The sequence below is a fragment of the Pseudoflavonifractor sp. 60 genome (assembly GCF_009911645.1).
GTDB lineage: Bacteria > Bacillota > Clostridia > Oscillospirales > Oscillospiraceae > Lawsonibacter.
In genome coordinates this window covers 1-23094 of the sequence record NZ_QWKI01000125.1, presented here as the reverse complement: position 1 = coordinate 23094, position 23094 = coordinate 1, and the positions used below count along the sequence as shown (strand labels likewise).

Annotated in this window: 32 protein-coding genes; all 32 read right to left on the bottom strand. The window is 62.0% G+C overall.

The genetic code is table 11. From position 1 onward, the window contains the following. Positions 1-103 precede the first annotated feature (103 nt). The 32 genes from obgE to D1646_RS13345 all read right to left on the bottom strand — a co-directional run bounded on the left by obgE (position 104) and on the right by D1646_RS13345 (position 22678). Positions 104-1384, bottom strand: a complete 1281-nt coding sequence (gene obgE, locus D1646_RS13505) for a GTPase ObgE (protein ID WP_160636958.1) — start codon at positions 1382-1384, stop codon at positions 104-106. Between the two features lie 29 nt (positions 1385-1413). After that, positions 1414-1713: a YciI family protein gene (locus tag D1646_RS13500; RefSeq protein ID WP_160636957.1), complete on the bottom strand. Its 300-nt coding sequence runs from the start codon at positions 1711-1713 to the stop codon at positions 1414-1416. A gap of 4 nt (positions 1714-1717) precedes the next feature. After that, complete coding sequence (locus tag D1646_RS13495) at positions 1718-2335, bottom strand: sugar O-acetyltransferase (protein WP_160636956.1); 618 nt, start codon at positions 2333-2335, stop codon at positions 1718-1720. After that, a complete protein-coding gene (locus tag D1646_RS13490) occupies positions 2335-2769 on the bottom strand; it encodes a PPC domain-containing DNA-binding protein (RefSeq protein WP_160636955.1) in 435 nt (144 codons plus the stop codon). The genes D1646_RS13495 and D1646_RS13490 overlap by 1 nt, the downstream gene beginning before the upstream one ends. A gap of 83 nt (positions 2770-2852) precedes the next feature. Further along, a complete protein-coding gene (rpmA, locus tag D1646_RS13485; protein WP_160636954.1) occupies positions 2853-3143 on the bottom strand; it encodes a 50S ribosomal protein L27 in 291 nt (96 codons plus the stop codon). A gap of 3 nt (positions 3144-3146) precedes the next feature. Then, positions 3147-3476: a ribosomal-processing cysteine protease Prp gene (locus D1646_RS13480; RefSeq protein ID WP_160636953.1), complete on the bottom strand. Its 330-nt coding sequence runs from the start codon at positions 3474-3476 to the stop codon at positions 3147-3149. Next, positions 3476-3787, bottom strand: coding sequence for a 50S ribosomal protein L21 (rplU, locus tag D1646_RS13475; protein WP_160636952.1), 312 nt, complete (start codon positions 3785-3787; stop codon positions 3476-3478). Before rplU ends, D1646_RS13480 begins: the two co-directional genes overlap by 1 nt. A 333-nt stretch (positions 3788-4120) precedes the next feature. Beyond that, positions 4121-4627: a hypothetical protein gene (locus tag D1646_RS13470; protein WP_160636951.1), complete on the bottom strand. Its 507-nt coding sequence runs from the start codon at positions 4625-4627 to the stop codon at positions 4121-4123. Between the two features lie 187 nt (positions 4628-4814). Beyond that, a complete protein-coding gene (gdhA, locus tag D1646_RS13465; protein ID WP_160636950.1) occupies positions 4815-6188 on the bottom strand; it encodes an NADP-specific glutamate dehydrogenase in 1374 nt (457 codons plus the stop codon). A gap of 240 nt (positions 6189-6428) precedes the next feature. Continuing rightward, positions 6429-7325 carry a GNAT family N-acetyltransferase gene (locus tag D1646_RS13460; protein WP_160636949.1) on the bottom strand — a complete coding sequence of 299 codons (897 nt, stop codon included), beginning with the start codon at positions 7323-7325 and terminating at the stop codon, positions 6429-6431. A gap of 21 nt (positions 7326-7346) precedes the next feature. After that, complete coding sequence (locus D1646_RS13455) at positions 7347-7556, bottom strand: PspC domain-containing protein (RefSeq protein WP_160636948.1); 210 nt, start codon at positions 7554-7556, stop codon at positions 7347-7349. A gap of 239 nt (positions 7557-7795) precedes the next feature. Beyond that, positions 7796-8362, bottom strand: coding sequence for a hypothetical protein (locus D1646_RS13450; protein WP_160636947.1), 567 nt, complete (start codon positions 8360-8362; stop codon positions 7796-7798). Next, a complete protein-coding gene (locus D1646_RS13445) occupies positions 8359-9540 on the bottom strand; it encodes a DEAD/DEAH box helicase (RefSeq protein WP_160636946.1) in 1182 nt (393 codons plus the stop codon). Before D1646_RS13445 ends, D1646_RS13450 begins: the two co-directional genes overlap by 4 nt. A gap of 511 nt (positions 9541-10051) precedes the next feature. Next, positions 10052-11455 (bottom strand): trypsin-like peptidase domain-containing protein, encoded by a 1404-nt coding sequence (locus D1646_RS13435; RefSeq protein WP_160636944.1) that lies wholly within the window; start codon positions 11453-11455, stop codon positions 10052-10054. 221 nt (positions 11456-11676) lie between these two features. Further along, positions 11677-12240, bottom strand: a complete 564-nt coding sequence (locus D1646_RS13430) for a DUF2313 domain-containing protein (protein WP_160636943.1) — start codon at positions 12238-12240, stop codon at positions 11677-11679. Then, a complete protein-coding gene (locus D1646_RS13425) occupies positions 12237-13292 on the bottom strand; it encodes a baseplate J/gp47 family protein (protein ID WP_160636942.1) in 1056 nt (351 codons plus the stop codon). The genes D1646_RS13430 and D1646_RS13425 overlap by 4 nt, the downstream gene beginning before the upstream one ends. 13 nt (positions 13293-13305) lie before the next feature. Beyond that, complete coding sequence (locus D1646_RS13420) at positions 13306-13650, bottom strand: hypothetical protein (RefSeq protein WP_160636941.1); 345 nt, start codon at positions 13648-13650, stop codon at positions 13306-13308. A 12-nt stretch (positions 13651-13662) separates the two neighbouring features. Further along, a complete protein-coding gene (locus tag D1646_RS13415; RefSeq protein WP_160636940.1) occupies positions 13663-14061 on the bottom strand; it encodes a hypothetical protein in 399 nt (132 codons plus the stop codon). A 40-nt stretch (positions 14062-14101) separates the two neighbouring features. Then, positions 14102-14356, bottom strand: a complete 255-nt coding sequence (locus D1646_RS13410; protein ID WP_160636939.1) for a hypothetical protein — start codon at positions 14354-14356, stop codon at positions 14102-14104. A gap of 18 nt (positions 14357-14374) precedes the next feature. Then, entirely contained in the window at positions 14375-15052 is a 678-nt protein-coding gene (locus D1646_RS13405; RefSeq protein WP_160636938.1) for a hypothetical protein, read from the bottom strand. Next, on the bottom strand, positions 15049-15615 hold the full coding sequence (locus D1646_RS13400; RefSeq protein ID WP_243154170.1) for a LysM peptidoglycan-binding domain-containing protein: 567 nt from the start codon (positions 15613-15615) through the stop codon (positions 15049-15051). The genes D1646_RS13405 and D1646_RS13400 overlap by 4 nt, the downstream gene beginning before the upstream one ends. A 31-nt stretch (positions 15616-15646) precedes the next feature. Then, positions 15647-16303, bottom strand: a complete 657-nt coding sequence (locus D1646_RS13395) for a hypothetical protein (RefSeq protein WP_160636937.1) — start codon at positions 16301-16303, stop codon at positions 15647-15649. Next, entirely contained in the window at positions 16296-16499 is a 204-nt protein-coding gene (locus tag D1646_RS13390) for a molybdopterin oxidoreductase (protein ID WP_160636936.1), read from the bottom strand. Before D1646_RS13390 ends, D1646_RS13395 begins: the two co-directional genes overlap by 8 nt. A 41-nt stretch (positions 16500-16540) precedes the next feature. Next, on the bottom strand, positions 16541-16924 hold the full coding sequence (locus D1646_RS13385) for a hypothetical protein (RefSeq protein ID WP_160636935.1): 384 nt from the start codon (positions 16922-16924) through the stop codon (positions 16541-16543). A gap of 2 nt (positions 16925-16926) precedes the next feature. After that, positions 16927-17316 (bottom strand): hypothetical protein, encoded by a 390-nt coding sequence (locus D1646_RS13380; RefSeq protein WP_160636934.1) that lies wholly within the window; start codon positions 17314-17316, stop codon positions 16927-16929. 67 nt (positions 17317-17383) lie between these two features. Continuing rightward, the gene (locus tag D1646_RS13375) at positions 17384-18442 is read right to left on the bottom strand and encodes a phage tail sheath C-terminal domain-containing protein (protein WP_160636933.1); all 1059 of its coding nucleotides are present in this window, start codon (positions 18440-18442) and stop codon (positions 17384-17386) included. After that, positions 18439-18942 carry a hypothetical protein gene (locus tag D1646_RS13370; RefSeq protein WP_347565212.1) on the bottom strand — a complete coding sequence of 168 codons (504 nt, stop codon included), beginning with the start codon at positions 18940-18942 and terminating at the stop codon, positions 18439-18441. The genes D1646_RS13375 and D1646_RS13370 overlap by 4 nt, the downstream gene beginning before the upstream one ends. Further along, on the bottom strand, positions 18939-19256 hold the full coding sequence (locus D1646_RS13365) for a hypothetical protein (protein ID WP_160636932.1): 318 nt from the start codon (positions 19254-19256) through the stop codon (positions 18939-18941). The genes D1646_RS13370 and D1646_RS13365 overlap by 4 nt, the downstream gene beginning before the upstream one ends. Further along, positions 19256-19609: a hypothetical protein gene (locus D1646_RS13360; RefSeq protein ID WP_160636931.1), complete on the bottom strand. Its 354-nt coding sequence runs from the start codon at positions 19607-19609 to the stop codon at positions 19256-19258. The genes D1646_RS13365 and D1646_RS13360 overlap by 1 nt, the downstream gene beginning before the upstream one ends. 2 nt (positions 19610-19611) lie before the next feature. Then, positions 19612-20625 carry a phage major capsid protein gene (locus D1646_RS13355; RefSeq protein WP_160636930.1) on the bottom strand — a complete coding sequence of 338 codons (1014 nt, stop codon included), beginning with the start codon at positions 20623-20625 and terminating at the stop codon, positions 19612-19614. Positions 20626-20648: 23 nt separating this feature from the next. Beyond that, positions 20649-21542: a hypothetical protein gene (locus D1646_RS13350; RefSeq protein WP_160636929.1), complete on the bottom strand. Its 894-nt coding sequence runs from the start codon at positions 21540-21542 to the stop codon at positions 20649-20651. Further along, positions 21539-22678, bottom strand: a complete 1140-nt coding sequence (locus tag D1646_RS13345) for a serine/threonine protein phosphatase (protein WP_160636928.1) — start codon at positions 22676-22678, stop codon at positions 21539-21541. The genes D1646_RS13350 and D1646_RS13345 overlap by 4 nt, the downstream gene beginning before the upstream one ends. Positions 22679-23094 lie beyond the last annotated feature (416 nt).

Here is a 23094-nt window from a genome sequence, read left to right as displayed (position 1 = left end):
ACTATAATTTTCCCCGATTATCAATCCTTATTTTCAAATTTCCCTTTTCCACAAAAAAATACCGCAAAGGCTCCCGCCCCATTTCAGGGAAGTACCAAAGCCTTTATCTCTGATACTCAAACTCCAGGTCGTACATGGACACAATGTCCCCGTCCTTGATGCCCATCTCCTCCAGCTTGTCGAACAGCCCCGACTGGCGCAGCTTCTGATCGAACCAGTTCCGGGACTCGTAGTCGCCGAAGTTTACGTTGGCAATGAGCCGCTGGAGCCAGGGGGCGTCCACGACCCAGGTACCGTCAAACTCCTGGATCTCCACCTCGCCGCTGGTGTCCACCTGGGGGGGGCGCTCCACATAGGTGGGCTCATACACCGCCACAGGGGGCAGATCCTGGAGCTCCTGGGCAGCCTTTAGTACCAGCTCCCGGGTCCCCTGGTGGGCGGCGGCGGAAATCTCAAGGAGCTCCAGTCCCTGTCCCTCCACATGGGCCCGCAGCTTGTCCAGCAGGGCGGGGTCGGTCATAATGTCCGTCTTGTTGGCCGCCACGATCATCTTCCGGGCGGCCAGCTCAGGGGAGTACTGGGCCAGCTCGGCGTTGATGGCCTGGAAATCAGCCACCGGGTCCCGCCCCTCTGAGCCGGACACGTCTACCACATGGATGAGCAGCCGGCAGCGGTCGATGTGCCGCAGGAAGTCGTGGCCCAGACCCCCCCCCTCGGCAGCCCCCTCGATAATGCCGGGGATGTCGGCCATGACGAAGGAGACCCCCTCCTCCACGAAGACGACGCCCAGATTGGGGAAGAGGGTCGTAAAGTGGTAGTTGGCGATTTTGGGCTGGGCCCGGCTGACCACGCTGAGCAGTGTGGATTTGCCCACGTTGGGGAAGCCCACCAGCCCCACGTCGGCCAGCAGCTTCAGCTCCAGCACCACATCCCGGCTCTCCCCGGGCAGGCCCGCCTTGGCGAAGCGGGGCACCTGCCGGGTGGGGGTCGCAAAGTGCTGGTTGCCCCAGCCTCCCCGCCCCCCCCGGCACAGGACAAACCGGTCGGTCTGGGACATATCCTGGATGATCTCCCCGGTCTCGGCGTCCCGGATCACCGTCCCCCGGGGGACCCGGATGACCAGGTCCTCCCCGTCCCTGCCGGTACACTTCTTGCCTGCACCGTCGGCGCCGCTGCCCGCCACATACTTACGCTTGTAGCGGAAGTCCATCAGGGTCGACATATGGTCGTTGATCTCCACCACAATGTCGCCGCCCCGACCCCCGTCGCCGCCGTCAGGGCCGCCGTTGGCCACGTATTTCTCCCGGTGAAAGGACACCACACCGTTGCCCCCGTTCCCGGAGCGGACGGTGATCTTCGCGGTATCTACAAAGGGTGCTGCCATGTTGGGCACCTCCTTCTGTCAAAACTGATTTACAGCAGATAATTGTTTTCCCGGTTCGCCGGCTGGAGGGCTTTCAGCTTGTAAGTAGCGAAGCCCTCTACCACCAGAGGCTCCTGTCTGCACAGTGCCTCCGCCGCCTCGTAGCTCTCCGCCTTGAGGATATACATCCCTGCCACGCCGGTGTAGCCCTTGAACACTCCGGCCAGTTCGATGTGTCCGGCCTCATCCAGGGCTTTCAGGTTAGCCACATGCCGTTCCACGGCGGCTTTTGTCAGCTTGTTGTAGGATTTGGTTTTCTCAATAAACATCACATACAGCCATGGTTCCATATAGTCAGCCTCCCATGTCGCTCCAATCAATCCTTCGGTCCTTGAAGTAGTATTCCCGGTCCCGGTCGTTTACCTCCCGCAGAATCCGGCAGGGGTTGCCCGCCGCCACCACACTGGAGGGCAGGTCCCAGGTCACCACGCCCCCCGCGCCTACCACCACATTGTCGCCGATGGTGACGCCAGGGACCACCACCACATTTGCCCCCAGCCAGCAGTTGCGGCCAATGCGGATGGGGGCGTTGTACTGATAAGCCTGCTCCCGCAGCTCCGGGTCAATGGGGTGGCCCGCCGTGGCCAGCACCACATTGGGGCCAAACTGGGTGTAGTCCCCCACGTAGATGTGGGTGTCGTCCACCAGAGTCAGGTTAAAGTTGGCGTAGATGTTTCTCCCAAAGTGGACGTGTTTTCCGCCCCAGTTGGCGTGGAAGGGGGTCTCGATATAGCAGTTCTCCCCGATCTCGGCGAACATCTCCTTGAGCAGCGCCGCCTTCCTCTCCAGGTCAGAGGGGCGCACCTGATTGAACGCAAACAGCTTGTCCAGACACTGGAGCTGCTCCCGCTGAAGCCCCGGGTCCCCGGGCAGGTAGAGCATTCCGCTGTGCTGGCGTGTCTTGATGTCCATCAGCTTCCTCCCTCAAAGTCCAACAGGTTCAGGCCCACAGTATCACTGAATTTCCGGCCCAGCTCCCCCTCCCACACCTGCAAGAACAGCTCCAGAGTGGCGCTGATGGTGCAGGAGGACAGGTGGCCGGCGTGGACCTCCCCGGTCACCGGATTGCCGATGGTAATATGGAGGTGGAGGTAGGGCTTCCCCTCCTGCCGGGTCACGTTCCCCACCAGGGCGGAGATCTCATACTCCCCCTGATAGCGCCGGGAGTAATATTTTTTCTCCGATGTGTTAAAAATACCGATGGTCACATCGTTGGCCGCACCCAGGGCGGAGACGGAACCCAGCCGGACATTCTCCCGGTCCACCAGCTGGGTCAGACAGGCCACCACCTCCTCCCCGGGGTCCAGGCGCATGGCGTAGCCCTGGGGAAATTTTCTGTACTCCATAAACTGCCTCCTTTTGACAGATTAACAATCCATATGAAGCAAAAGCCGCAAACGGCGTTCGTTTGCGGCTTTATGTTTGGTGATTATTCCGCAGCGGCCTCTTCCACAATGGAGACCTGCTTGCGGTCCTTGCCCAGGCGCTCGAACTTCACGCGGCCGGACTTCATGGCGAACAGGGTGTCGTCGCTGCCCTTGCCCACGTTGACGCCGGGATGGATATGGGTTCCCCGCTGGCGGACCAGGACGTTGCCGGCCAGCACAAACTGACCGTCGCCCCGCTTCACGCCCAGCCGCTTGGCCTTGGAATCACGACCGTTGCGGGTGGAGCCCACGCCCTTTTTATGGGCGAAAAACTGCAAACCAATATTCAGCATCTTCTACACCTCCATAACGGATATATTTTCAGGGTACTCCTCAGCCAGCTGGACACAGTGGACCATGAGGGCCGCCAGCAGAGTCTGGCAAACGCTCTCGCTGTCCGGGTCCAGGGCCTTGGGGAGCTTCAGGGAGATCAGCGCGTCCTTGTCCCGCACCTTCACCGAGGCCTCCAGCCCCAGCACGTCGTTGACTGCACACGCAATCAGGCGAACGGCGCTGGTGAGGGCAGCGCACACAATATCCTCTCCCTGGGGGGCGTAGCCGCTGTGGCCCTGCATGTCAAAGCCAGTCATGCGGCTGCCCTCAGAATGAAATGTGACGGTGGTCATCAGGCCTTGATCGCGCCGATTTCCACCTTGGTGTAGGGCTGACGATGGCCCTGGCGCTTGCGGTAGCCCTTCTTGGGGGTGTACTTAAAGATGCGGATCTTCTTGCCCTTGCCGTTCTTGACCACAGTGGCGTCCACGGAAGCGCCCTCCACAGTGGGAGCGCCAAAGGTGGCCTTGTCCCCGTCCAGAACTGCCAGCACCTGGTCGAAGGTGATGGTCTGGCCGGCCTCGGCCTCCAGCTTCTCAATGAACAGGGTATCACCCTGCGCCACCTTGTACTGCTTGCCGCCAGTCACAATAATTGCCTGCATAGTATTCAACTCCTTTATTACGGGCTCGCTCTCCCAGGCGGGGTCTCCCCTCTTGCGGACCTGTTCAACGCGGCTGTAGTATTTTATCAATGAAAAAGTCTTTTGTCAAGGGATTTTAAAGTTTTTCTTTCATTCGCAATGTAGAGAAAATTTGCAGAACTGCCGGGGTAGTTCCACTTTGTGATGCCGCAGGAGCGCACAAGCGGCAGACTAGGGTCGTCCTATCCTACAAAAGATACTTTACGAATTAAAGTAAGTTTTCCAAAAAACGCATAGGCGATAAAATCGAGGCCCGGAAGAATGTTCCGGACCTCGCGGCAATTCAGGTATTGATCAGCAGTGCCCGCCATGGTGCTGGCGGAAGCCGCGTGAAGCCACAGGAGCGGCGTTGGCGCAGGTGCCATCACAGAAGCAACCGCCGTGGGCATATCCGCAGTAAACGGTACCACTGTGGGTATGCCGGCCAATGATCTCGCAGTTTTCCACGGTACACAGGGCGGCACAGGTCCCGTCACAGAATCCGCTCTCGTGGTCATAGCCGCAGCAGATGGCGTCATCATGGGTATGCCGTCCGGCAATCTGACAGTCCTCCACCGAACACAGAGCGGCACACTGGCCATTGCAGACTCCGCCGCTGTGGTCATAGCCGCAATAGGTCACGCCGTCATGGATATGCCGTCCATACTCCTCACAATCCTCCACAGGACACAGGTAGACCGCAGGGGAAACCCGCTGCCGGTTTCCGCCGTGATGTCTGCCGCAGGCAAAACCCGTAGACACCAGCAGAGCAGCCGCAAGTGCAAAGGCCATTGCGCAGTAAATCATTTTTTTGGTGTGCATACCATTTTCACCTCATAAAGAAATTTGTAGAACAGTATATGTAAGATGGAGCGAAATGTCAAGTCTGCGGAAATCCCTTCTCTTCCAACGAAAGGCTGAAGGGACATTGGACGCTGAAGAAAACCCGGATGCCCCGCAAGACACCCGGGTTTTTGCTGTTTTCGTGCTGCGGCTTCAGGAGAGCGTCTTAGAAGATACCCTGAGCCATCATGGCGTCGGCCACCTTCTGGAAGCCCAGGATGTTGGCGGCGGCCACCAGGTCGTAGAACTTGCCGCCCTCGCCGCGGGTCAGGTTGTAGCGCTTGGCCACCTCAACGGAGTTGTTGAAGATGTTCTTCATAATGCCCTTCAGCTTCTCGTCCACCTCTCCGGCGGTCCAGTACAGCCGCTCGGCGTTCTGGGCCATCTCCAGCTCGGAGACGGACACGCCGCCGGCGTTGACGGCCTTGGAGGGGGCAACAACCAGGTGAGGCTGCTTCTTCAGGAACTCCAGGGCGTCGTTGGTGGTGGGCATATTGGCCACCTCAATGTAGTACTTCACGCCGGAGGCGGCGATCTTCTCGGCCCACTCCATGTTGACGTCGTTCTGGGTCGCGGCGGGCATATAAACGTCCACATCCTTGACGCCCCAGCACTTCTGACCGGGCACAAACTCGCAGCCGAACTTCTCGGCATAGGGCGCGCAGTGCATGGGATCCTTGGCACGCATCTCCAGGATGTAGTTCAGCTTCTCGTCGCCAACAACACCGTCGGGATCGTGGATGTAGCCGTCGGGGCCGGCGAAGTAGGTGACCATACCGCCCAGCTCAGCCACCTTCTGCATGATGCCCCAGCCCACATTGCCGTAGCCGGAGATGGCAATCTTCTTGCCCTTGATGTCGTCGCCATGGAACTTCAGGGTCTCGTCCAGATAGTACACAGCGCCGTAGCCGGTGGCCTCGGGACGCATCAGGGAGCCGCCGGTGGCCACAGACTTGCCGGACAGAGCGCCGAACTCGGAAGCGCCCACAATGCGGCGGTACTGGCCGTACATATAGTTGATCTCACGACCGCCGCAGCCCAGGTCGCCGGCGGGGCAGTCGATGTCCTGGCCGATGTGGCGGTACAGCTCGGTGATGAAAGCCTGGCAGAAGCGCATGACCTCGGCCTCGCTGCGGCCGCGGGGGTCAAAGTCGGAACCGCCCTTGGCGCCGCCGATGGGCAGGCCGGTCATGGCGTCCTTAAAGGTCTGCTCGAAGCCCAGGAACTTGATGATGGACAGGTTGACAGAAGGATCGAAACGGATGCCGCCCTTGTAGGGGCCCAGAGCGCCGTTGTACTGCACGCGGTAGCCGCGGTTGACCTGCCAGTTGTGGTTGTCATCTTCCCAGGTCACGCGGAACTCGATGACGCGCTCGGGCTCCACCATGCGCTCCAGCAGGGAGACCTTCTCATACTCGGGGTGGGCCTCGATCACCGGCTCCAGAGAGGAGAGGACCTCCTCCACGGTCTGCAGGAACTCGGGCTCGTTGGCGTTCTTGGCGCGGGTCTCGTTCAGAACCTTCTCAATGTACTTGTTCATAGCGGCATTCCTCCTAAAAAATATGTGGGTACTCTCTTTTTTGACGGAAATCCTTCATTCCCCCATGGAAAGGACTTCCTCTGCGCGTTGATGTGTATATCATACCACAAAATCCCGCAAAGTAAAGAACTATTTTTGTGGAGGTTACCACAACAAAACAATTGTAGCAAAAAGCGAAGAATACAAAAAACGGCTTTTTCTACAAAAAGAAGAAGCCGTTTTTGGTCATTCTGCAAGTTCTCAGTCAAACGCCAGGCCCAAGTAGCCCACCGTGTCCCAATTCCAGCTCTTTTCCATGGCCGAATCCAGCCACTTGAGCATGGCGAATTTTCCCAGATCTTCGTTGACGCCCACGCTCCACTCCAGGGACCGGGGCTGGCGGACCTGCCATCTCCGGGCCGGGGCAATTCGCTGAAAGTCCAGCCAGATGCGGGCCATATCCTGGAGGCTCCTCTGCCTGGGACACAGAAATTCCTTCATCATCACCAGCTCCCCGTCCGCCCGCTCGGCGCACAGGCACATGGGGCCCGCTGGGGTGTCCCCCACAAAGAGGCCGCCGTCCCCCAGGGCGCAGCACCCCGCCTGATAGGCCAGGGCGTCCTCCGGGTAGGCGATGTGGGGGATGTCCGCCAGCAGCTGTTCCCGCACCTGGCCGTACTCCTCCACAGAGGCGGGGCGGAGGGCATTGGCAGGGGACAGCTTTTCCAGCTCCTCCCGGTACTGATAGCTCTCCAGAACGCGGAAGCACTCCCGAAAGCCGTTGGCCCCGAAGAAGTTGTGGAGGGAGGGCTCTGCCGGGACGGTGGTGACGGCGGGGATGCCCAGGCCGCGGAAAAACTCATCCGCCCCAGCCAGCAGCTCTCCCGCCAGTCCTCGCCCCCGGCAGTCGGGATGGGTAGCCACGGCGTAGAGGTAGGCCGCCCGATACTCCCCCTGACCGGGGACCACAAAGGTGGTGTCGAACCAGGCGGTCATGGAGCAGACCGCGCCCTCCTCCTCCAGCACCACAACCCGCTCCGGGCGGTAGTAGGTGCGGTAGAAGTTGTCAATATAGGCGTCGCTGTCCCCAAAAGCCAGCTTCCACAGCTCCCGCTGGGTGGGGACGTCCTCGAACACAGAGGGGCGGACAGTGACCATAGCGCGGTCCTCCTTTGTCAATCAGTAGCCCGGGTAGATGTCGCTCTTCTTGGGCATGATGAGGGCGCAGATCAGATAGGCCCAGAAGCCCACGCTCCCGCAGAAAGCGGCGATCACCCAGCCAACCCGCACCAGGGTGGGGTCAATATCGAAATACTCCGCAATGCCGCCGCACACGCCGCACAGCATCTTGTAGGGGCCCTCCGTCCGATACAGTCTCTTGCTTCCCATATATTATCGCTCCTTTTGCCTTTATGTTGTTGGGGATTCGTTCTGTCTACATGATACTCCTTCAGGATTGAAAATACGATAGGGAAAGGATGAAGAATTGATTAAAATTTTGGCCGCCCGGTACAAGGTCCAGCAGTCCCCAAGTGCCCCCGGAAAGCTTCAATCTCTCCGGAGGCTTTTAGTCATCAGGTCGTCTGGGCTTATGATAACACAGCCAACAGGGATATGGAAGAGGAAGCTTATTTTTGCAGCAGCATCTTCCGCGCCAGCAGGGCGGCAGAGATGGTAAAGAACACCTCCAGGGCGGTGGACACCATCCGGGGGATCAGAAAGATGACCGCACAGCCCAGAACGATCAGCTTCCAGACCAGAAAAGGTCTTTGCCAGCGGTCCGGCTCCTCCTGCCGACGGAAGAGGATGACAAGCAGCAGAGCCACCATCAGCAGCACGCAGGCTTCAGCGGCCAGGGCCACATGGAGGACGGCGTGCTTGGGGAAGTAGGCCGGGAGGTAGGGAATGGCCACGGCATAGGCCAAGGACAGCAGGGCAACCGCGGTGAGCACGCGGACGGTCAGCCGAGCCCCGGGCTGGGGCAGGCCTACGGCCAGACCGCTGAGAACGAACAGGAAGTACCCTCCAGCCAGAAGGCCCCAGTAGACAAAGCCCCGGTAGTGGTCCGGCCCGGTGACGGCAATCACGGAAAAGTTGGTGCTGAACCACTGTACGCTCCCGGCAAACAGGAGCGTGTAGCCAGGAATGAGAAAGCAGGCAAAAAAGTCCAGCAAAAAACGTTTGACTTTGCTCATGGATGCTCCACGGCGGCCACAAGGTCGCCCTTTTCATTGAAATGGACCGTCCGGATCTGACTGCCGGTGGATTTTACAATATCATCCAGGCGCAGGCCCTCGGTGATGGTGGACACCAGGGAGAAGGCGACTCCGTGGCGGCGTGCCCGGCCCGTACGGCCAATGCGGTGGATATAGTACTCGTTCTCGTCGGGCACGTCGTAGTTGAACACGGCGTCTACGTCGTCGATATCCAGCCCCCGGGCCGCCACATCGGTAGCCGCCAGAACCCGCAGCTTGCCGTCCCGAAATCTTTGCAGGGTACGCTCCCGGAGAGACTGGGTGATATCGCCGTGGATAGCCTCGCAGGTCACCCCCCGCATCTCCAGCAGTCCCGCCAGCCGGTCGGTCATATTTTTGGTGTTGCAGAAGGCGATCACTCGCTCGTAGTCCCCCATCTCCAGCAGCCGCGCCATAACGTCCGCCTTCTCGCCCCGGTCCACATCCAGGCGGTACTGGGCAATGTCAGGCCGGTTCTCCTGGTCGGCCTGGACGGTGATCTCCACCGGGTCCCGCTGATAGACCCAGGAGATGTCCAGCACTTCCCGGGAAATAGTGGCGGAGAACATCCCCAGGTTGCGCCGCTTGGGCATCTGGTCCAGAATGTGGGTCACATCCCGGACAAAGCCCATGTCCAGCATCCGGTCCGCCTCGTCCAGCACCACCGTCTCCACCTTGTCCAGCCGGACGGTACGCCGCTTCATGTGGTCCATCAGCCGCCCCGGGGTCGCCACCACGATCTGGGGCTTCTTCTTGAGCTGATTGATCTGGGTGTTGATGGGCTGACCGCCGTAGAGGCACACGACCCGAATCCCCTCTTTAAAGGCGCACAGGTCCCGCAGCTCATCCCGTATTTGAATGGCCAGCTCCCGGGTGGGGGCCAGCACCAGACCGGTGACCCATTCGGCGGCGGGGTCGGTGTGCTCCACCATGGGGATTCCGAAGGCGAAGGTCTTGCCCGTGCCCGTGGGGGCCTTGGCAATCACGTCCTTCCAGTCCATGAAATAGGGGATGGCCCCGGTCTGGATGGGGGTTGCTTCTACATAGCCTTTCTTCCCGATAGCCTGCATCAGCGCGGGGGACAGGTCCATCTGGTCATAGCGGGCTGTACTGTTTACAGTTTGTCCGTTAATCTCCATATTATTTCGTTCCTTTCTGTCTATACGGTGAGGTCCGGCGATTCAAGGCCTCCCAACCGACACAGACAGTGACGAAACGCCTCTCTTCCAGGCGCGGCCCCGAATCCTTGAGGCAGTTCCCCGCCCCAGCAGTCATCCAGTTTCTATTATACCTGTTTTTTCGGGATTGTCCATCCCCTCCCGCCCACACAGGGGGTTCTTTTCTTGCAAATTTTGACGAAACCTGTTACAATGTCTCCGCTGCCCCACCCAAACTGGCAACAGGGAGGGGGTGAAGATATGGATACTGTTCTTAACTTTTTCTTGTCGGTCGGAGTAAATGTAGCGGCCTACTACATCTGCAAATGGCTTGACCGGCACAACAGGGGCCAGTAAGCCTGCCAATGCAAAGCAAGCTCCCGGAGAGCGGCCACTCTCCGGGAGCTTGTCTTTTGTGAAGATATTGGATACTGGATACCTTCTTAACCGCATTGATTATACCACACGTCTCCCCTGATATGCAAGAGGAAATTTACCAGGGGAAGAGATTTCCGAAGGGCCACTGATAGTAGTAGCCATTGCCCTGATTGCTGTCGCCGTAGTTCTGAGAGGGCTGTTGCTCCTCCTCCTGCTGCTGGGCCTGATTGTTGGCCTCGGTCTCGGCGTTCTTCTCATCGAAGGTGATGGTCAGCTTCAACTCCTCCTGGCTGCGGATGACCGTCAGGGTTGCGGTGTCGCCGGCCTTATAGCTGGTGGACAGGGCGGCGGTGAGGGCGGTGGAGGAGTCGATGGCGGTGTCGTCAATGGCGGTGATAATGTCGTTGGGCTGGAGGCCAGCCTTCTGGGCACAGGAGCCGTCGGCCACCGAGACGATGACCGCGCCGGCGGAGATGCCGTAGCGCTGGGCCTCGGAGGACACGCTGTCAACCCGGACGCCCATGTAGGGTTTGCCGGTGACATAGCCGTGGGCAATCAGGTCGGCAAAGATCTCCTTCACGTCGTTGATGGGCAGTGCAAAGCCCAGGCCCTCCACATTGACGCCGGAGGAGGATTGGGTATATTTGGCGGTGGTGATGCCGATGACATTGCCGTAGCTGTCAAAGAGAGGGCCGCCGGAGTTGCCCGGGTTGATGACGCAGTTGGTCTGGAGTACGTTGAGGGTCGTGGTCTCCCGCTGGCCGTTGGCGTTGGTGCTGGTGGTGGAAATCAGCCGGTCCAGAGCGGAGACGATGCCGTCGGTAAAGGAATAGGTCAGCTCGCCCAGGGGGTTGCCGATGGCGTACACCGCCTCGCCCACCACCAGCTTGGAGCTGTCGCCCAGGGTCACCGGGGTCAAGCCGGTGACCTCTATCTTCAAAACAGCCACATCGTTGTCCTTCTCGCCGCCCACCAGTTTGGCGTTGTACTTGTCCCCGTTGGCGAAGGAGACCTCAATGGCCACGTCCGACTTGTCCACCGCCTCCTCAATAACATGGTAGTTGGTGGCGATGTAGCCGTCCCGGCTGAGCACAAAGCCGGAGCCGGAGGCGGCGGAGGTGGTGGTCTGGCCCCAGACGTTTACGGTGGTGTTCACGGTGATGCCCACGCAGGAGGCCAGGTTGGCGGCGTAGAGCTGCTCTGGGGTCATGGGCTGGCCGCTGTTGGTGTTGACCACCGTCTGGATCTGGGGCCGGTTCTCCTCATAGATGGTGGTGGTGTTATTCGCGCCCGCCGTCCGATTGTAGAGGTACGCCCCCCCTACGCCGGCGGACCCTCCCACCAGGGCGCAGGCCAGCACCAGAGCCACGGCCCGTGCCGCGCCGCTTTTTTTCTTCCTCGGGGGCTGGCCTCCGGTCTGGAAGGGAGTGGGGGGCGGCGTGGGTTCCGGGTCCACATAGCCGCCAAAGCTGCCCCGATAGCCATCGTTTTCACTGTTGTAGAAATTGAACTCTTCCATAATCAAAACGCTCCTTTTGAAACGGTTTATAATGAGGTGTTCCCTTGAACTGATGCTATCATACCTCCAAATTATGAAAAAAGCATGAAGAAAAACAAATAACTTTTTGAATTTTCCCGGGGGATTTTTAAGTATTTTGTGAACAAAAAAAGGGCCCTCCTCATTTACAAGGAGGACCCTCTTCGGGACCGGTCTATTTGATCTGGGCCGAGGGCCCCTGGCTACAGGTATTCCACGCAGGTCTCCAGACCATGCCAGGAAAAATCCTCAATTTCCTTCCAGCTGTGGAAATTTTCCTCCAGCTCCTTCCAGGTAAGGAACCAGAAATCGTATTGAATGCCCAGGTGGGCGGGAAGGATATCCTCCACAATCTTTTTCAGCTCCTCGAAATTGTCTGGAATCCCCGCAATCCCGGGAAATGTGACGGACACCCGCTCGACTCCCAGCTCCTGGACCCGGGCCGGGACGCCGCAGCCCGAGATGGTGTCGTTGATGGCGGCCAGGGTAAAGCTGTCTCCGCCAATGCGCAGCAGGGCGGCCAGAGCGGCAGCCAGTTTCCGGGGCTCACCGGCCACGGGGCGGCGGAGGAAGAGAGAGGCTGTCTGTTCCAGCCCCCAGCTCTCCGCCGTAACCAGGGAGGACTCCCGCTGGATCTCCTCCGCCCAGGCCATCATATGGTCCAGTGCCTCCCCCTGGGCGTCCAGCTCTCCGCCGTTAAAGGGCGCCCCCAGGTCGTAGACCCCCAGAGGCAGCAGCAGTTCCCTCATGCACTGGGCATGTCTCATCCTGTTACCTCCACCTTTAGCGTCCCCAGCACAGGCAGCTGGTCCTCAGCCACCGCCACATCCGCCGCCGGAGCGGTAATGGCATAGTTGGCAACCCCTTCACAATTATAGATGAGACTGCCCAGCCAGGCCAGCAGAACCCGGCGCCCCAGCAGCCGGCCATTGAAGCGGTTCCGGATGGTCTCCTCCACCCGCTCCCGCACCTGGGCCCCATTTTGCTTCTCCTGAGGCTCCACCTGGACCGACACATTCACCGTCACCGTCTCCGGGGCCCGCACCTTCACATCCACGGCGATCTCCCGCCGCTGTTCAAAGTAGACCTGCATCTCCTGGAGCAGTCCCTGGCTGGGCGGTCCCGCCAGGATCGCGGGCACCACGTCCACCGAGCCAATCCCTCTGGGTCTGGGGATCACCGCCGCCGCGGCCACCTGTTCAAAGGACAGGGCCCCCTGCTGGTAGAAGGCGGCGTTGGCCCCGTTGGGCAGGCGCTTGAAGCTCTCTAACACCCGCTCCCGCAGGGTGTCGTCCTCCTCTCCGTCCGCCCCTCCGATACAGGGCTCCGGGTTGACGCAGGAGGCCACCCCCATGGGGGCCACCGCCATGGATACGATGGTACCCGCAGACACGTTGCCTCCAGTGCCCGCCTCCAGCGCCCGAACAGGGACGTCCGCCTCAATGGCCCCCGCCCCGATGACTCCGGGCTGTGTGGTCTCAAAACGCACCAGGCCGGTGGTCATGCACACCGTCCCCAGTGGGATCTCCCGGCTGGAGTCGGACACATCCCCAGCGGTAAACCGCACAATCCCTGTGGCGGCCACCGGTGGCTTGCGCTCCAGGCCCCGCAGCTGGGCGTGGTAATCCAGATACTCCCCCTGAGCCGTCTGGGGAAAGGCCTGCCGCTTCACCCAGTCGGCCTGGACATACAGCGCGTAGATCTGGGCCGCCAGCGTGTACATCCGTGCGGACAGGTCGCACCCCTCCCGGGGCTCCAGGCCGGTCCGCTCCCCAAAGCAGTCCAGCAGCTCCCGATAAATTTCCTCAATGGTTTTCATCCATCCCCTCCTGTCATACCGCCACCTGGGCGGTCAGCTCCTCCCCCTGCCAGGCCAGCCGGACGGTCAGCAGGCCCATCTCCTCTGTCTGGACCAGCTCCACCGACTCCACCGCCAGCTCCGGCTCCTCCCGCAGGGCCTCGGCCACATACTGCACCGCCAGCGCCTGCCGGGCGGAGGGCTTCTCCCGGCCCAGCTGATACAGCCTGCTCCCCAGCTCGGAAAGGAAGGGCAACGCCCCCCGCCGGGCGGTGAGGCGGTAGAGGACCCTGGCCAGCACCTCCTCGCCCCCGGACAGCACGGTCAGCCCCCCCGACCCGTCGGGCACATAGTCGCCGTTCACCAGCTTTCGTTCCAAGCCATCCCCTCCTTATCTCAAAAGCGACCGCACGATCTCCTCGATCGCGCCGCGCAGGGGCTGGCCGTTTAGGTACACCTCTCCGGTGAGCTCCAGCCGGTCCTGTCCCAAAAAGAGGGCGCTCTCCCCGCCCTTCAGCCGGACCTCTCCCGACTTCAAGGGGTTTTCCCCGTCCTCCTCCTGGACCGTACCCAAAATACAGGGGGACTCCCCCTCTGCCCCGGCCTTGAGCACCAGTACCTTGTCCCCCGCCGTGGGCCGCCAGCCGTACCCGCCGGGGCTGTACACATTCAGCCACCGCCGCTCACCCCCCAGGCTCACGCCCGCAGGATCACCCCCCAGGGTCACGGTGCCCAGCTCCGCCGCCGCCTCCTGCACCGGCAGATTTCGATTGCGTTCCGATGTCCACATCTATCCACACCTCATCCTAATTGTTATTAATGATACCGGTTCACGGGGTGAAATCCGGTCTGGCCAGGTCCAGTCTGCTCCAGCAGCCCTGGCTGTCCATCCCCACCACCACCTGAGCCGCCCGGTACCGCCCGTTCCAGCCCCAGCCGCTGCGTTTCAGCTCCACCAGCTCACCAGGCCAGGCACAGAAGGGCTCCCCCAGGGTCACCTCCACCCGCTCCAGCTCCGCCGCTGACTTGTCCAACTGAAACTGTCCTGAATAGCGCATACTCTTAAAGCTGCTTCGGGCCGGCATGGTGACGATCCTTCTCGCCTACCCTCCGGCGTCCAGAAACGCGTTGTTTTTCACCAGCTCCACCTTGCCGCTCCACCGGTCCCGCACCAGGATCTGGGACAGTACGCCGTACCGCCTGTCCCGCCGCAGCATGGAGAGTACCAGGGCCTTGTCGTCCACAACCCGCGTCTGGCTGTCGTCCCACTGGTCCAGCACCAGCCGCCCCTGGCGGTCAAACCGGGGGACGAGTCCTTGGCTCCGCTGGGCAAAATCGCTGACCACCGACCACTCACTGCTCCCTGTCTCCACGGAAAAGTTGGCAATGGGGGGCAGCCTGGTCCCGACCGCCACCCCCACTCTATAAGGTATCACATGGTCCCGGATAATGTCCGCCTGAGTTGCCAGCAGGTAATCCTGACCCAGAGCCTCATTGTCCAGCAGGCGGGCGGCCATTCCCCGGCCAGAGAGCTCCAGAAATTGTCCCTTAGCGCTCATCTTCACCTCACACTCGTCCACCAGACCGGTAAACACCCGCTCCCCTTGATATTCGGCGGCAAATTCCACCCAGTCCCCTGGCCGGGCGGTGTTCTCCCCATCCCAGAGGCAGCGCATCCAAAAGCTGTCACAGGGGATACCGGCGGTGTACTCCAGCCGCCAGGCCACCTGGTCCGGCAGGGTCCACCTCTGTCCGGCGGCGTCGGTCACATAGGCTGTCAACGCACCCGCACCTCCTCCCCGACCCGGATCAGGTTTGGATTTTTGATTTGGGGATTGAGGGCAATCAACTCCTCCAGGGACAGGCCGTAGCGCTGCGCCAGGGCCCAGAGGGTATCCCCTTTTATGACTCGATGACAGGCGCTGGAGCTGCCCTGGGCCTCTCCGCTGCTGCGGGCTGTCTCAATCCTTTGGACCACCATACCATTTACTGGGCCGTTCCCCTCCCAAAACTCGAAGGAGTAGCGCACATAGTCAGGTCTGGGGGCCTGTTCCACCTTCAGGGAGACAAAATAGGCACTGGCGGCCTGCCACAGGGGGTGGACCAGCAGTCCTGGCCCCTCCTCGTAGAAGGTGTTGGCCAGCTGTCCGAACTGACTGTAAGCCCCCTCGCCCACAAACTCTCCCTCCCCTCTCATGATCCGGCTGCTCCGCCCCAGGTCCTGGAGCTGGTACTGACCGAAGGGGATCTTGTGAGCGGCCATAGTCCGGTTGTATTCGATGGTATACACCCTAGGGTTGTGGGGCCAGGTGTAGCCGCGATACCGCATGGGCGAAAGATTCATGCCATCACTCCTCTCAAAGCTCTCCACCGTCTCAATAGAGGCTGAAGCCCCCGTCATACCGGCGGCTGTCCCGGCGGAAGGCCTGGTCGGTCTGTTCCGCCAGGCTCAGGGCCCCGCCGGAGGAATCCTGAGCATTCTCGGGCCAGCTCCGCCCGCCCCATCTCTCCGGAGGCTCCAGCTCAGGCGGGACGTTTCCGCCGCCTCGGACCAGCGCCAGGGGATAGTCCGTCCGTCTCTCTCCTCTCTGCTCCGGCAAAAAGGTCTGCGTCCGTTCCAGTCCACTCCCCTCCAGCACCGCCGCCGCCCGCTCCAGCCGCGCCAGCTCCTCCAGCAGTGGGACGTCCCCCGTCTCCCGGGCGTCAGGCTCCTCCGGGACCAGCTCCCTCGCCGTCTCCCCCTTCGGCGCGTCCACCTGGCCGGTCTCGCCCGGTCTCTCTCCTGAGGAAAAGCGCTCCTCCAGCGCCCGCCGTGTCTGGACCTCTGCCGCTTCCCCCTCCGGGCGGCTCTCCTCCGCAAACACAGCGGCATCCTCCCGGGTGTTCCGCCCTCTGTTTCCTCTCTCTCCCGGCAGCGGCAAAAACCTCGGTGCCTCCTCCGAAAGGGGGACGGCCCCGCTCCTCTCCAGCCGCTTCACCTCTTCCAGCAGCACGCCGGCGTCCTCCAACAGTTCCTCCAGATAGTCAGTCACGGCTTCCCTCCTTCAGCTGTTCAAAGCGGGCCGGGTCGAAGGAGGAATTGACCTCACAGTCCTCCTCCGCCCGGCCGCAGACGGGACAGCGCCGCTCCAGCGCCCTGGTCCGGCAGCTGGGACACAGCCCCTCCAGCTTCTCCTCCCGGTCCAGCAGACCGTTGGCCAGACACCACAGAAAGTCCCGTTCCTTCATCGCTCTGGCCCGCTTCTCTGTGGGCAGAGCGCCGAAATCTCTCAGGACCCGCCACCGCAGCCGCTGTCCGGGGTCGCTGCGGAGTTTTTTTTTACGTGTTCCAGCTCCTCCCGGGACAGGTCCAGCCCCGGGTCGTTTTCCCTCCGGAAGGCGCTCCACCGTCCGGCCAGAGAGGCGATCTCCTCCACTGTCAGCCCGGCCAGCACCTCCTGCCCCCCGGCAAACACGGGGGTGTGGTCCTCCGACTTCTCCAGCGCCCGGGCCAGCAGGCAGGCGTTGGAGCACAGGGCCCGCTCCCGGTCTCCGGAAGCCAGCTCCCGGGCCTCCCGCCGGGCCTGGAGCACCTCCAGCGCCGACAGCAGCCGCAGGTCGAAGCCGTTTCCTAGGGACATCCGGTCCCGCCCCGCCAACATAGACAGTACCACGGTCACACCCCCGTCTCAATCCGCCGGGAGGCCACCAGGGTCACCTTTTCCAGCACCATGCTCCCAATGTTGGCGCTCTCCTGAATGGCGCTCCACTGGCAGTCGGAGTAGATAATTTTCCGGTCCGGTTTGCAGATAACCAGGGAGAAGTTTTCCAGGGAGTAGAAGTCGACCCCGTCCCGGATGGCCTCATCGGTGGCGTAGAGCCGGGTCAGCTCAATGACGTGGGCGGCCTGCCCGGGGACGGTGGCCACCGGCTCCGCCTCACCGAAGGCCTCCACCGCCGTGCTGTTCTTGGTGGTCTTGGCGGCGTAGCTCTGGACCACCGCGACCCGCATCCCGTCCACCTCCAGATAGATATCACTGCTGGTCGGAAATCCCGCAATGCTCATAAAATCCCTCCTTGCAAAATGATGGGGTTTCCAGATTCATCCGCGCTGTTCGCTACGGCTCGGACGCTTATACGGTGATATGCGCCGTCAGCCAAATCTGGTTCAGCCCGTGGGCGACAGCGAAGGAGAAGTCCACCAGACACCGGGTAGGGTCCTCCGGGTCGGCGGCCACCGACACGCCGTCGTAATCGGTGATGATCTCCCGGGTCAGCTTGTTCTCCAGCTCCAGCACCACCTGGGCCCGGATCGCCCCCCGGCTCTGGGCGGTGTTCTTGGCCCGATAGAACTTGCTGCGCAGGGCGGTGCGCAGACTGGGGATCACGTCGTCCACCACGCGGATGGCGGACAGGTCCCTCCAGGAGGCGTCCGCCGTCCCCGCGGTGCTGGTCCGGGTGGTCACGCCCCGCACCACGCTGACCACACCCCCCAGGCTCTCCACCGGTGTGACCCCACCCAGCACCAGCAGGTCGATGTCGTTGTCCTCCAGCCGGCTGGACAGCCCATGGAGTCCCTGGAGCCGTGCGCCGCCCAGAGGAACAGCCGGGTCGCCCTCCCCGGCGATAACCCCCGCAATGGCGGCGGCCAGAGGCAGTCCGGAGATGGGGTTCCCCTGGCCATCCAGACCGCCGGGAGCCGCCAGGACCGCCCGTTCGTGGTTGAGCTCTCCGGCCCGGGCAATCAGCTCCTCCACGCTCTCCTCCTTGGCCCCTGCGGCCACGCACAGCCGCTCCCGGCGCAGCTCAGAGGCGGAAACCACGCTGTCCCGCATCTTTTTCTGCACCTCCACATCGGTGCTGTCACACAAAACCAGGGCAATGTTTTCAACCCCGGCCAGCTTGGCAAAGGCCGCCTCATAGCCGCTCCTGTCGGCCACCGGAACGGCCGCCACTCCGGAGGCCCCATTTTTCAGCGCCAGCCGGATGAGCTCCGCCATATCCTCGCTCCCCTGGGAACCAAACAGGGCCACCGCCCGGTCGTAGCTGGTCACCGTCAGGACCTCCCCGGCGGGGGCCTGGTGATTGATTCCCACCAGTCCCACCAGCCTGCCGGTTCCGGATCCGCTGACCACTGCGGACGCGTCATAGGAGGAGTACACCCCCGGACGCTGATGCACGGAAATACTCATTGTCTCATCACACCTCTCAATTCAAAATCGATAAATCCGCCGCCTGCGTCGGTGACGGCACACAGCCATGCGTTACAGACCGCCTCCACGTGCCGTTTTAACCGGCGGCTCTCCCCGTCCCGGACGGTCTCCCCACAGGAGAACTCCCGCAGGTCCATCCCCTCCGGTCCGCCCAGGAGCAGGGCCCCGGCCAGTTTGTCGAAGGCGGCCTGAATTTTCTCCCCGTCCCCCTTCTCCGGGCCGTAGATATCCAGACCAAAGGTGAGCTCCGCCCGTTTTCCGAAGCGCTCCTCCCACCGGTCCGCCGCCGGGTCATACCGCTCCCCCAGGTAGTCCTGGAAGCTGGCCGGCTGGGCCTTGCATTTGCGCAGGGACACCGCTACCACCGGCCCGTCCCGCTCTGCTCTGGGCTCCATGGGCCAAGTGGTCACCGCGCAGATCCCCTTTTCCCGGAGGAAGTCCGCCATCACCTGGCGAATATTTTCCAGTCCCGCACTCACAGCGCACTCTCCTCTCTGGGGGCCAGCACCGCCCGCCAGTGGGGGCAAACACCCTCCCCCACCAGATGGGCGGAGCAAACCCGATAGATGGTCCCCTTCCACTTCACCAGGGTATCCAGGTCCAGGGGACAGTCCGCCGGTCCCAGGTAGCGGAACCGGTCCTGCCGCTCCAGGCCCAGAGGGGCGGGGAGCTGCTGGCTTTTCCCCTCCAGCAGCGGCTGGACAAACGCCCGGACTGCGGTCTCATACTCCCCGCTGCGCAGGGTCACAGGCTGTCCGTATTGTGCCAGCAGCCCCCGCCAAGCTTGTTCCATCAGCCCTCAACCCCCTGAAAAAAGAATCCTCTGTCTCTCAGCCACGGCCCCAGCAGCACTTCCGCATGGTCAGAGAGTTGTGTTCCGGCGCCCCCCGTCTCCTGGCGGATGGTCAGGTCCCCGGCGGTAAAGGAGGCGATCTTGCCGCCGCTCTTTGCCATCCGGGACAGCCGGTCCATCACCAGCATAGCGGCGGCCAGGGGGAAGGCGGGGCCGCAGTCCTGGGGGAGGGTCCCCTCCCGCAGCCGTGCGGCCAACTGCCTGCAAACCGCCTGGACCAGCAGCAGGGTCAGTTCCTCCTGCTCCTCTCCGGCCCCCATTGCCCTGCACAGGGACAAAATCTCCCGCTCCATGTTTACAGCTCCAGGACCCGGCTGGCCTGGGGGAAGATCTTGGTAAAGCCGCTGATCTCGGTAATAGCGGCCCGCTCCAGCTGGCGGTCGATGAGCTTGTCATACTCCACCATCACGCCGCCGCTGCGCACCATCTCCAGGGCAAAGCGCTTGTCCAGGCCGATAGCAGTCCTGGCGGGCAGTACACTGGTACGCAGCAGATTGGCCCCCAGGGGGGTAGTCAGCTTGCCGGTGCCCTGGAAGTTGAGGCCGGTGAGGGGATTCTGGAACTCGGGCATTTTCAGCATCTGCACCAGCACGTCGCCGGACACCAGCAGGGCGTTCATCTCATAGGGGTCGAAACGGGCCCAGAAGTCCACCAGGGCGTTGTAGTCAAAGGGGGTCTCCGCCTCCAGCCTGGTCACTTCCGCGGCGTTTTCCCCGTTGTCGCCGTGGATAAGCACATTCACCGCGTCCTCCAGCTGGGCCCGGGCAATGTGTGCGCCGATCTGCCGCAGGGTCACGGAGAACAGGTCCAGCTTCTGGAAGCGGACCGCCTCATAGCTGGCCACCAGCATCCGGCCCCGCTTGTGCAGCCGCACCAGGTTAGACTGTACCTTCACAGTGGTCTCCGGGATAGCCTCACCCTCGGCCAACGGTTTCAGCTCCTTCTCCTCCCCGCCGGCCTCAGAGGTAATGGAGCGGTAGTCCAGGCCCTCGAATTTGGTGACAGCGGCGGTGATGTGGGGGAGGATATCCCCCTCCTCCATCCCCTGGCGCACGGTGCGTGCGATGTACTCGGGGAAGAGTACGGCGGCGTCGGAGGTCTGGAAGAACTTCTCCACCACGTCGCTGGCCGCACCCTTCACTTTGATGTCGAACCGTTTCAGCTGCCGCTGGAAGGCGTCCAGCCCCTCCAGACCGGTCCCCTTGTAGCGCTCACTGGGGTCCTGGCTCTCCAGCACCTGGCTGAAGGAGCGGCCCGCCTCCTGATACATCCCCTTGTCCAGCTTCAGATTGTCGTAGTAAAAAGCCATGCTGTGTATCCTCCTTTAATCAATCAAATCATAAATGCGCTGTCCCGCTCCTGGGGGAGTTTATTCTGTTCTCCATAGGCCAGCTGCGTCTTCACCGGCAGCCGCTCTTCCGCCCGGCGGGCGTAGGATTTGCGCAGCTCCTCCAGCTCCCCGGGCAAGAGCTTGTCCGCCAAGGATTTTATGGTCTGGCCATCCAGCTCCCGGTCGGCCAGCAGAGCCAGCCGCACCACCTCGCCCCGGAGGTTTTCCAGATACCTCCGGCCCAGGGCGGCCTCCTGTTCCAGCCGCTCCAGGTCCCGTTCCTCCCGGCAGGCGCTCTTGACGACCCCGGCCCGGGGCTGGGCGGGCACTGCCACAAAGGAGAACTCATAGGCGTCCTCAGCCCCTTCCAGGGCTGCGTAGCACAGCTGGCCGCCATACTCCTGTCCCTTCTGGTGGCCGCAGCCGGCGGCGATCCGGTCCGCGCCGCACACAGAGCAGATGGAGTGCCGCACCGCGCAGCCCACACTGACCTCCTTTTTGATGCCCCCCTCGATTTCGGCAATCAGGTCCTTTGTGCTGTCGGTACGCATCATATAGGCAAATCCCTTCAGCCAGCAATATTCGTCTCCGGCTCTGGTAAGCCGCTGGGGCTCCCGGACCACCTTGGTCTTGTAGATCCGGGCCGCCTGTCCCTGGGCCGACCACCGGTGGTCAAAGATGCCGCACTTCCCCACGAACATGGGGGCCAGCTCCTCCAGGGTCCCGGTCGTAAAGCGCTCAAAGTCCCGGTCGATTTCGTTGTCGCACAGCCGCACGGAGAAGGTGTACACCTCCTCCGGTTTCAGGGGCCGTCTGGCCAGCCCGCCGATCAGCTCCAAATCGCCGGCGCTCAGGGCCGCGCTCTCGCCTCCCTGGGCTTCTTTGATGATGTTCATTGGATTTCCCTCCTCAATTTTTCCGTCTGGGCCCGGTACAGCTCCGCCCTGGCCTCCTCCACAATGTCCTGGAGATTAATGTCCTCCCAGAAAATTTCCGCCCGCTGGTCATAGCCGTGGAGCCTCAGCCACAGCTCCGCGACCCGGCACAAGGCGGGTTCCACGGCCCGGCGGATGGCGGTGATCTCGCTGGTGAGCATATCGGCCTGCTGGGCGCTCATCCGCTCGGTGGACGACCAGGACAGCCCCAGCATAAAGGGCGGGATGCCGGTGCGGGCCACCAGCTGTTCCAGGATCTGCCGCACGGGGACCTGACTGTCCAGCACGGGGCTGTCTGCGCCGATGACCCGAATGTCCACGTCGCCCACCGCCACAAAGTCCCGGACGCTACCCTCACGTCCCGCCTGCATGGCAGCGGACCACTCCTGAGCCAGGAGATTGCATCGCTCCTGGGCAAAGGTATCCTCTCCCTCGCCTGGCTTGTACACCATGGCGAAGCGCAGGTTGCCGGCCCGCTCCCAGTTCTGCCCGGTAGCCTGGAAGATCTTCAGCAGGATGCCTGTCAGAAAGGGCATGGACCGCAGCAGCGACACCCCGCAGGGGGCGTCCGCCGTGGGCTGGAAGGGGGTGAAGAGGAGCAGGTCCTGCCAGGGCAGCTCCCGGTCCTCCCCCAACCCCGCCTGGCACAGGCGGAAGTCCAGGGGGCTGTCCCCGATTTTCACCTCGACCTGTTCCGGGTCCGCACACAACAAAGCGGCAATATCCCCGCCGTCTCTGGTGAGCACAATTTCCCCCAGGGCGTGGCCGCAGGTAAACAGGTCGTCCAGATAGCGGTCCAGAAAGGCTTGCACTCCCCTCTGACCCCAGCCGATATCCACCGTCTGAAAGAACCGCTCCAGCCCGGCCTGAGCCTCGGAGCCGGCGCACTTCACCCCCACGCCGCCGCACAGCCGGGTTAGCTTCCAGATGGCGGCGTCCACAATGGGAATCCCCTCCCGGATGGCCCGGTACAGGGCGGTCTCCCCGGTGTGCAGGGGGACGTACCGGTCCAGCATACCGAAAGGGTTCCCCGCCCCCTGCCGCACCTGAACCACGGGAGCAGGGGGCTCTCTTCGCTTTTGCTTCCACCACTTCATGCAATTCCTCCTTGTCATTTTGTCCTCGCCGGACAGGCCTTCTTTTCTTTGAAAAGAAAAGAAGCAAAGCTCTGACACTCTTGCCATAATCGCAGGTACTCCACCCGGTCACGAGGATTTTTGCGCGGTAGTTTGATATTATGTTATAAAACGCCCCATGTGACTGCCCCGCTCCCTTGTCCAAGAGGTACAGCCCGGCGTCCCCCAAGCGGCGCAGCCGCTTGCCCCCTTTGGCAAAGGGGGTGCCCGAGCGACGCGAGGGCGGGGGATTGTCGTTTTACAGCGCACGACCCTGGGACCTTAGAATTGCTTCTGACGGTCAATCCCCACCGGCTTCGCCGGAGGGCAGATTGTCAATGAAGTGCAACAAAAAAGAAAAAGGAGGAGTCAGGAGGGTTTAAGAAAGAGTTCCGCAG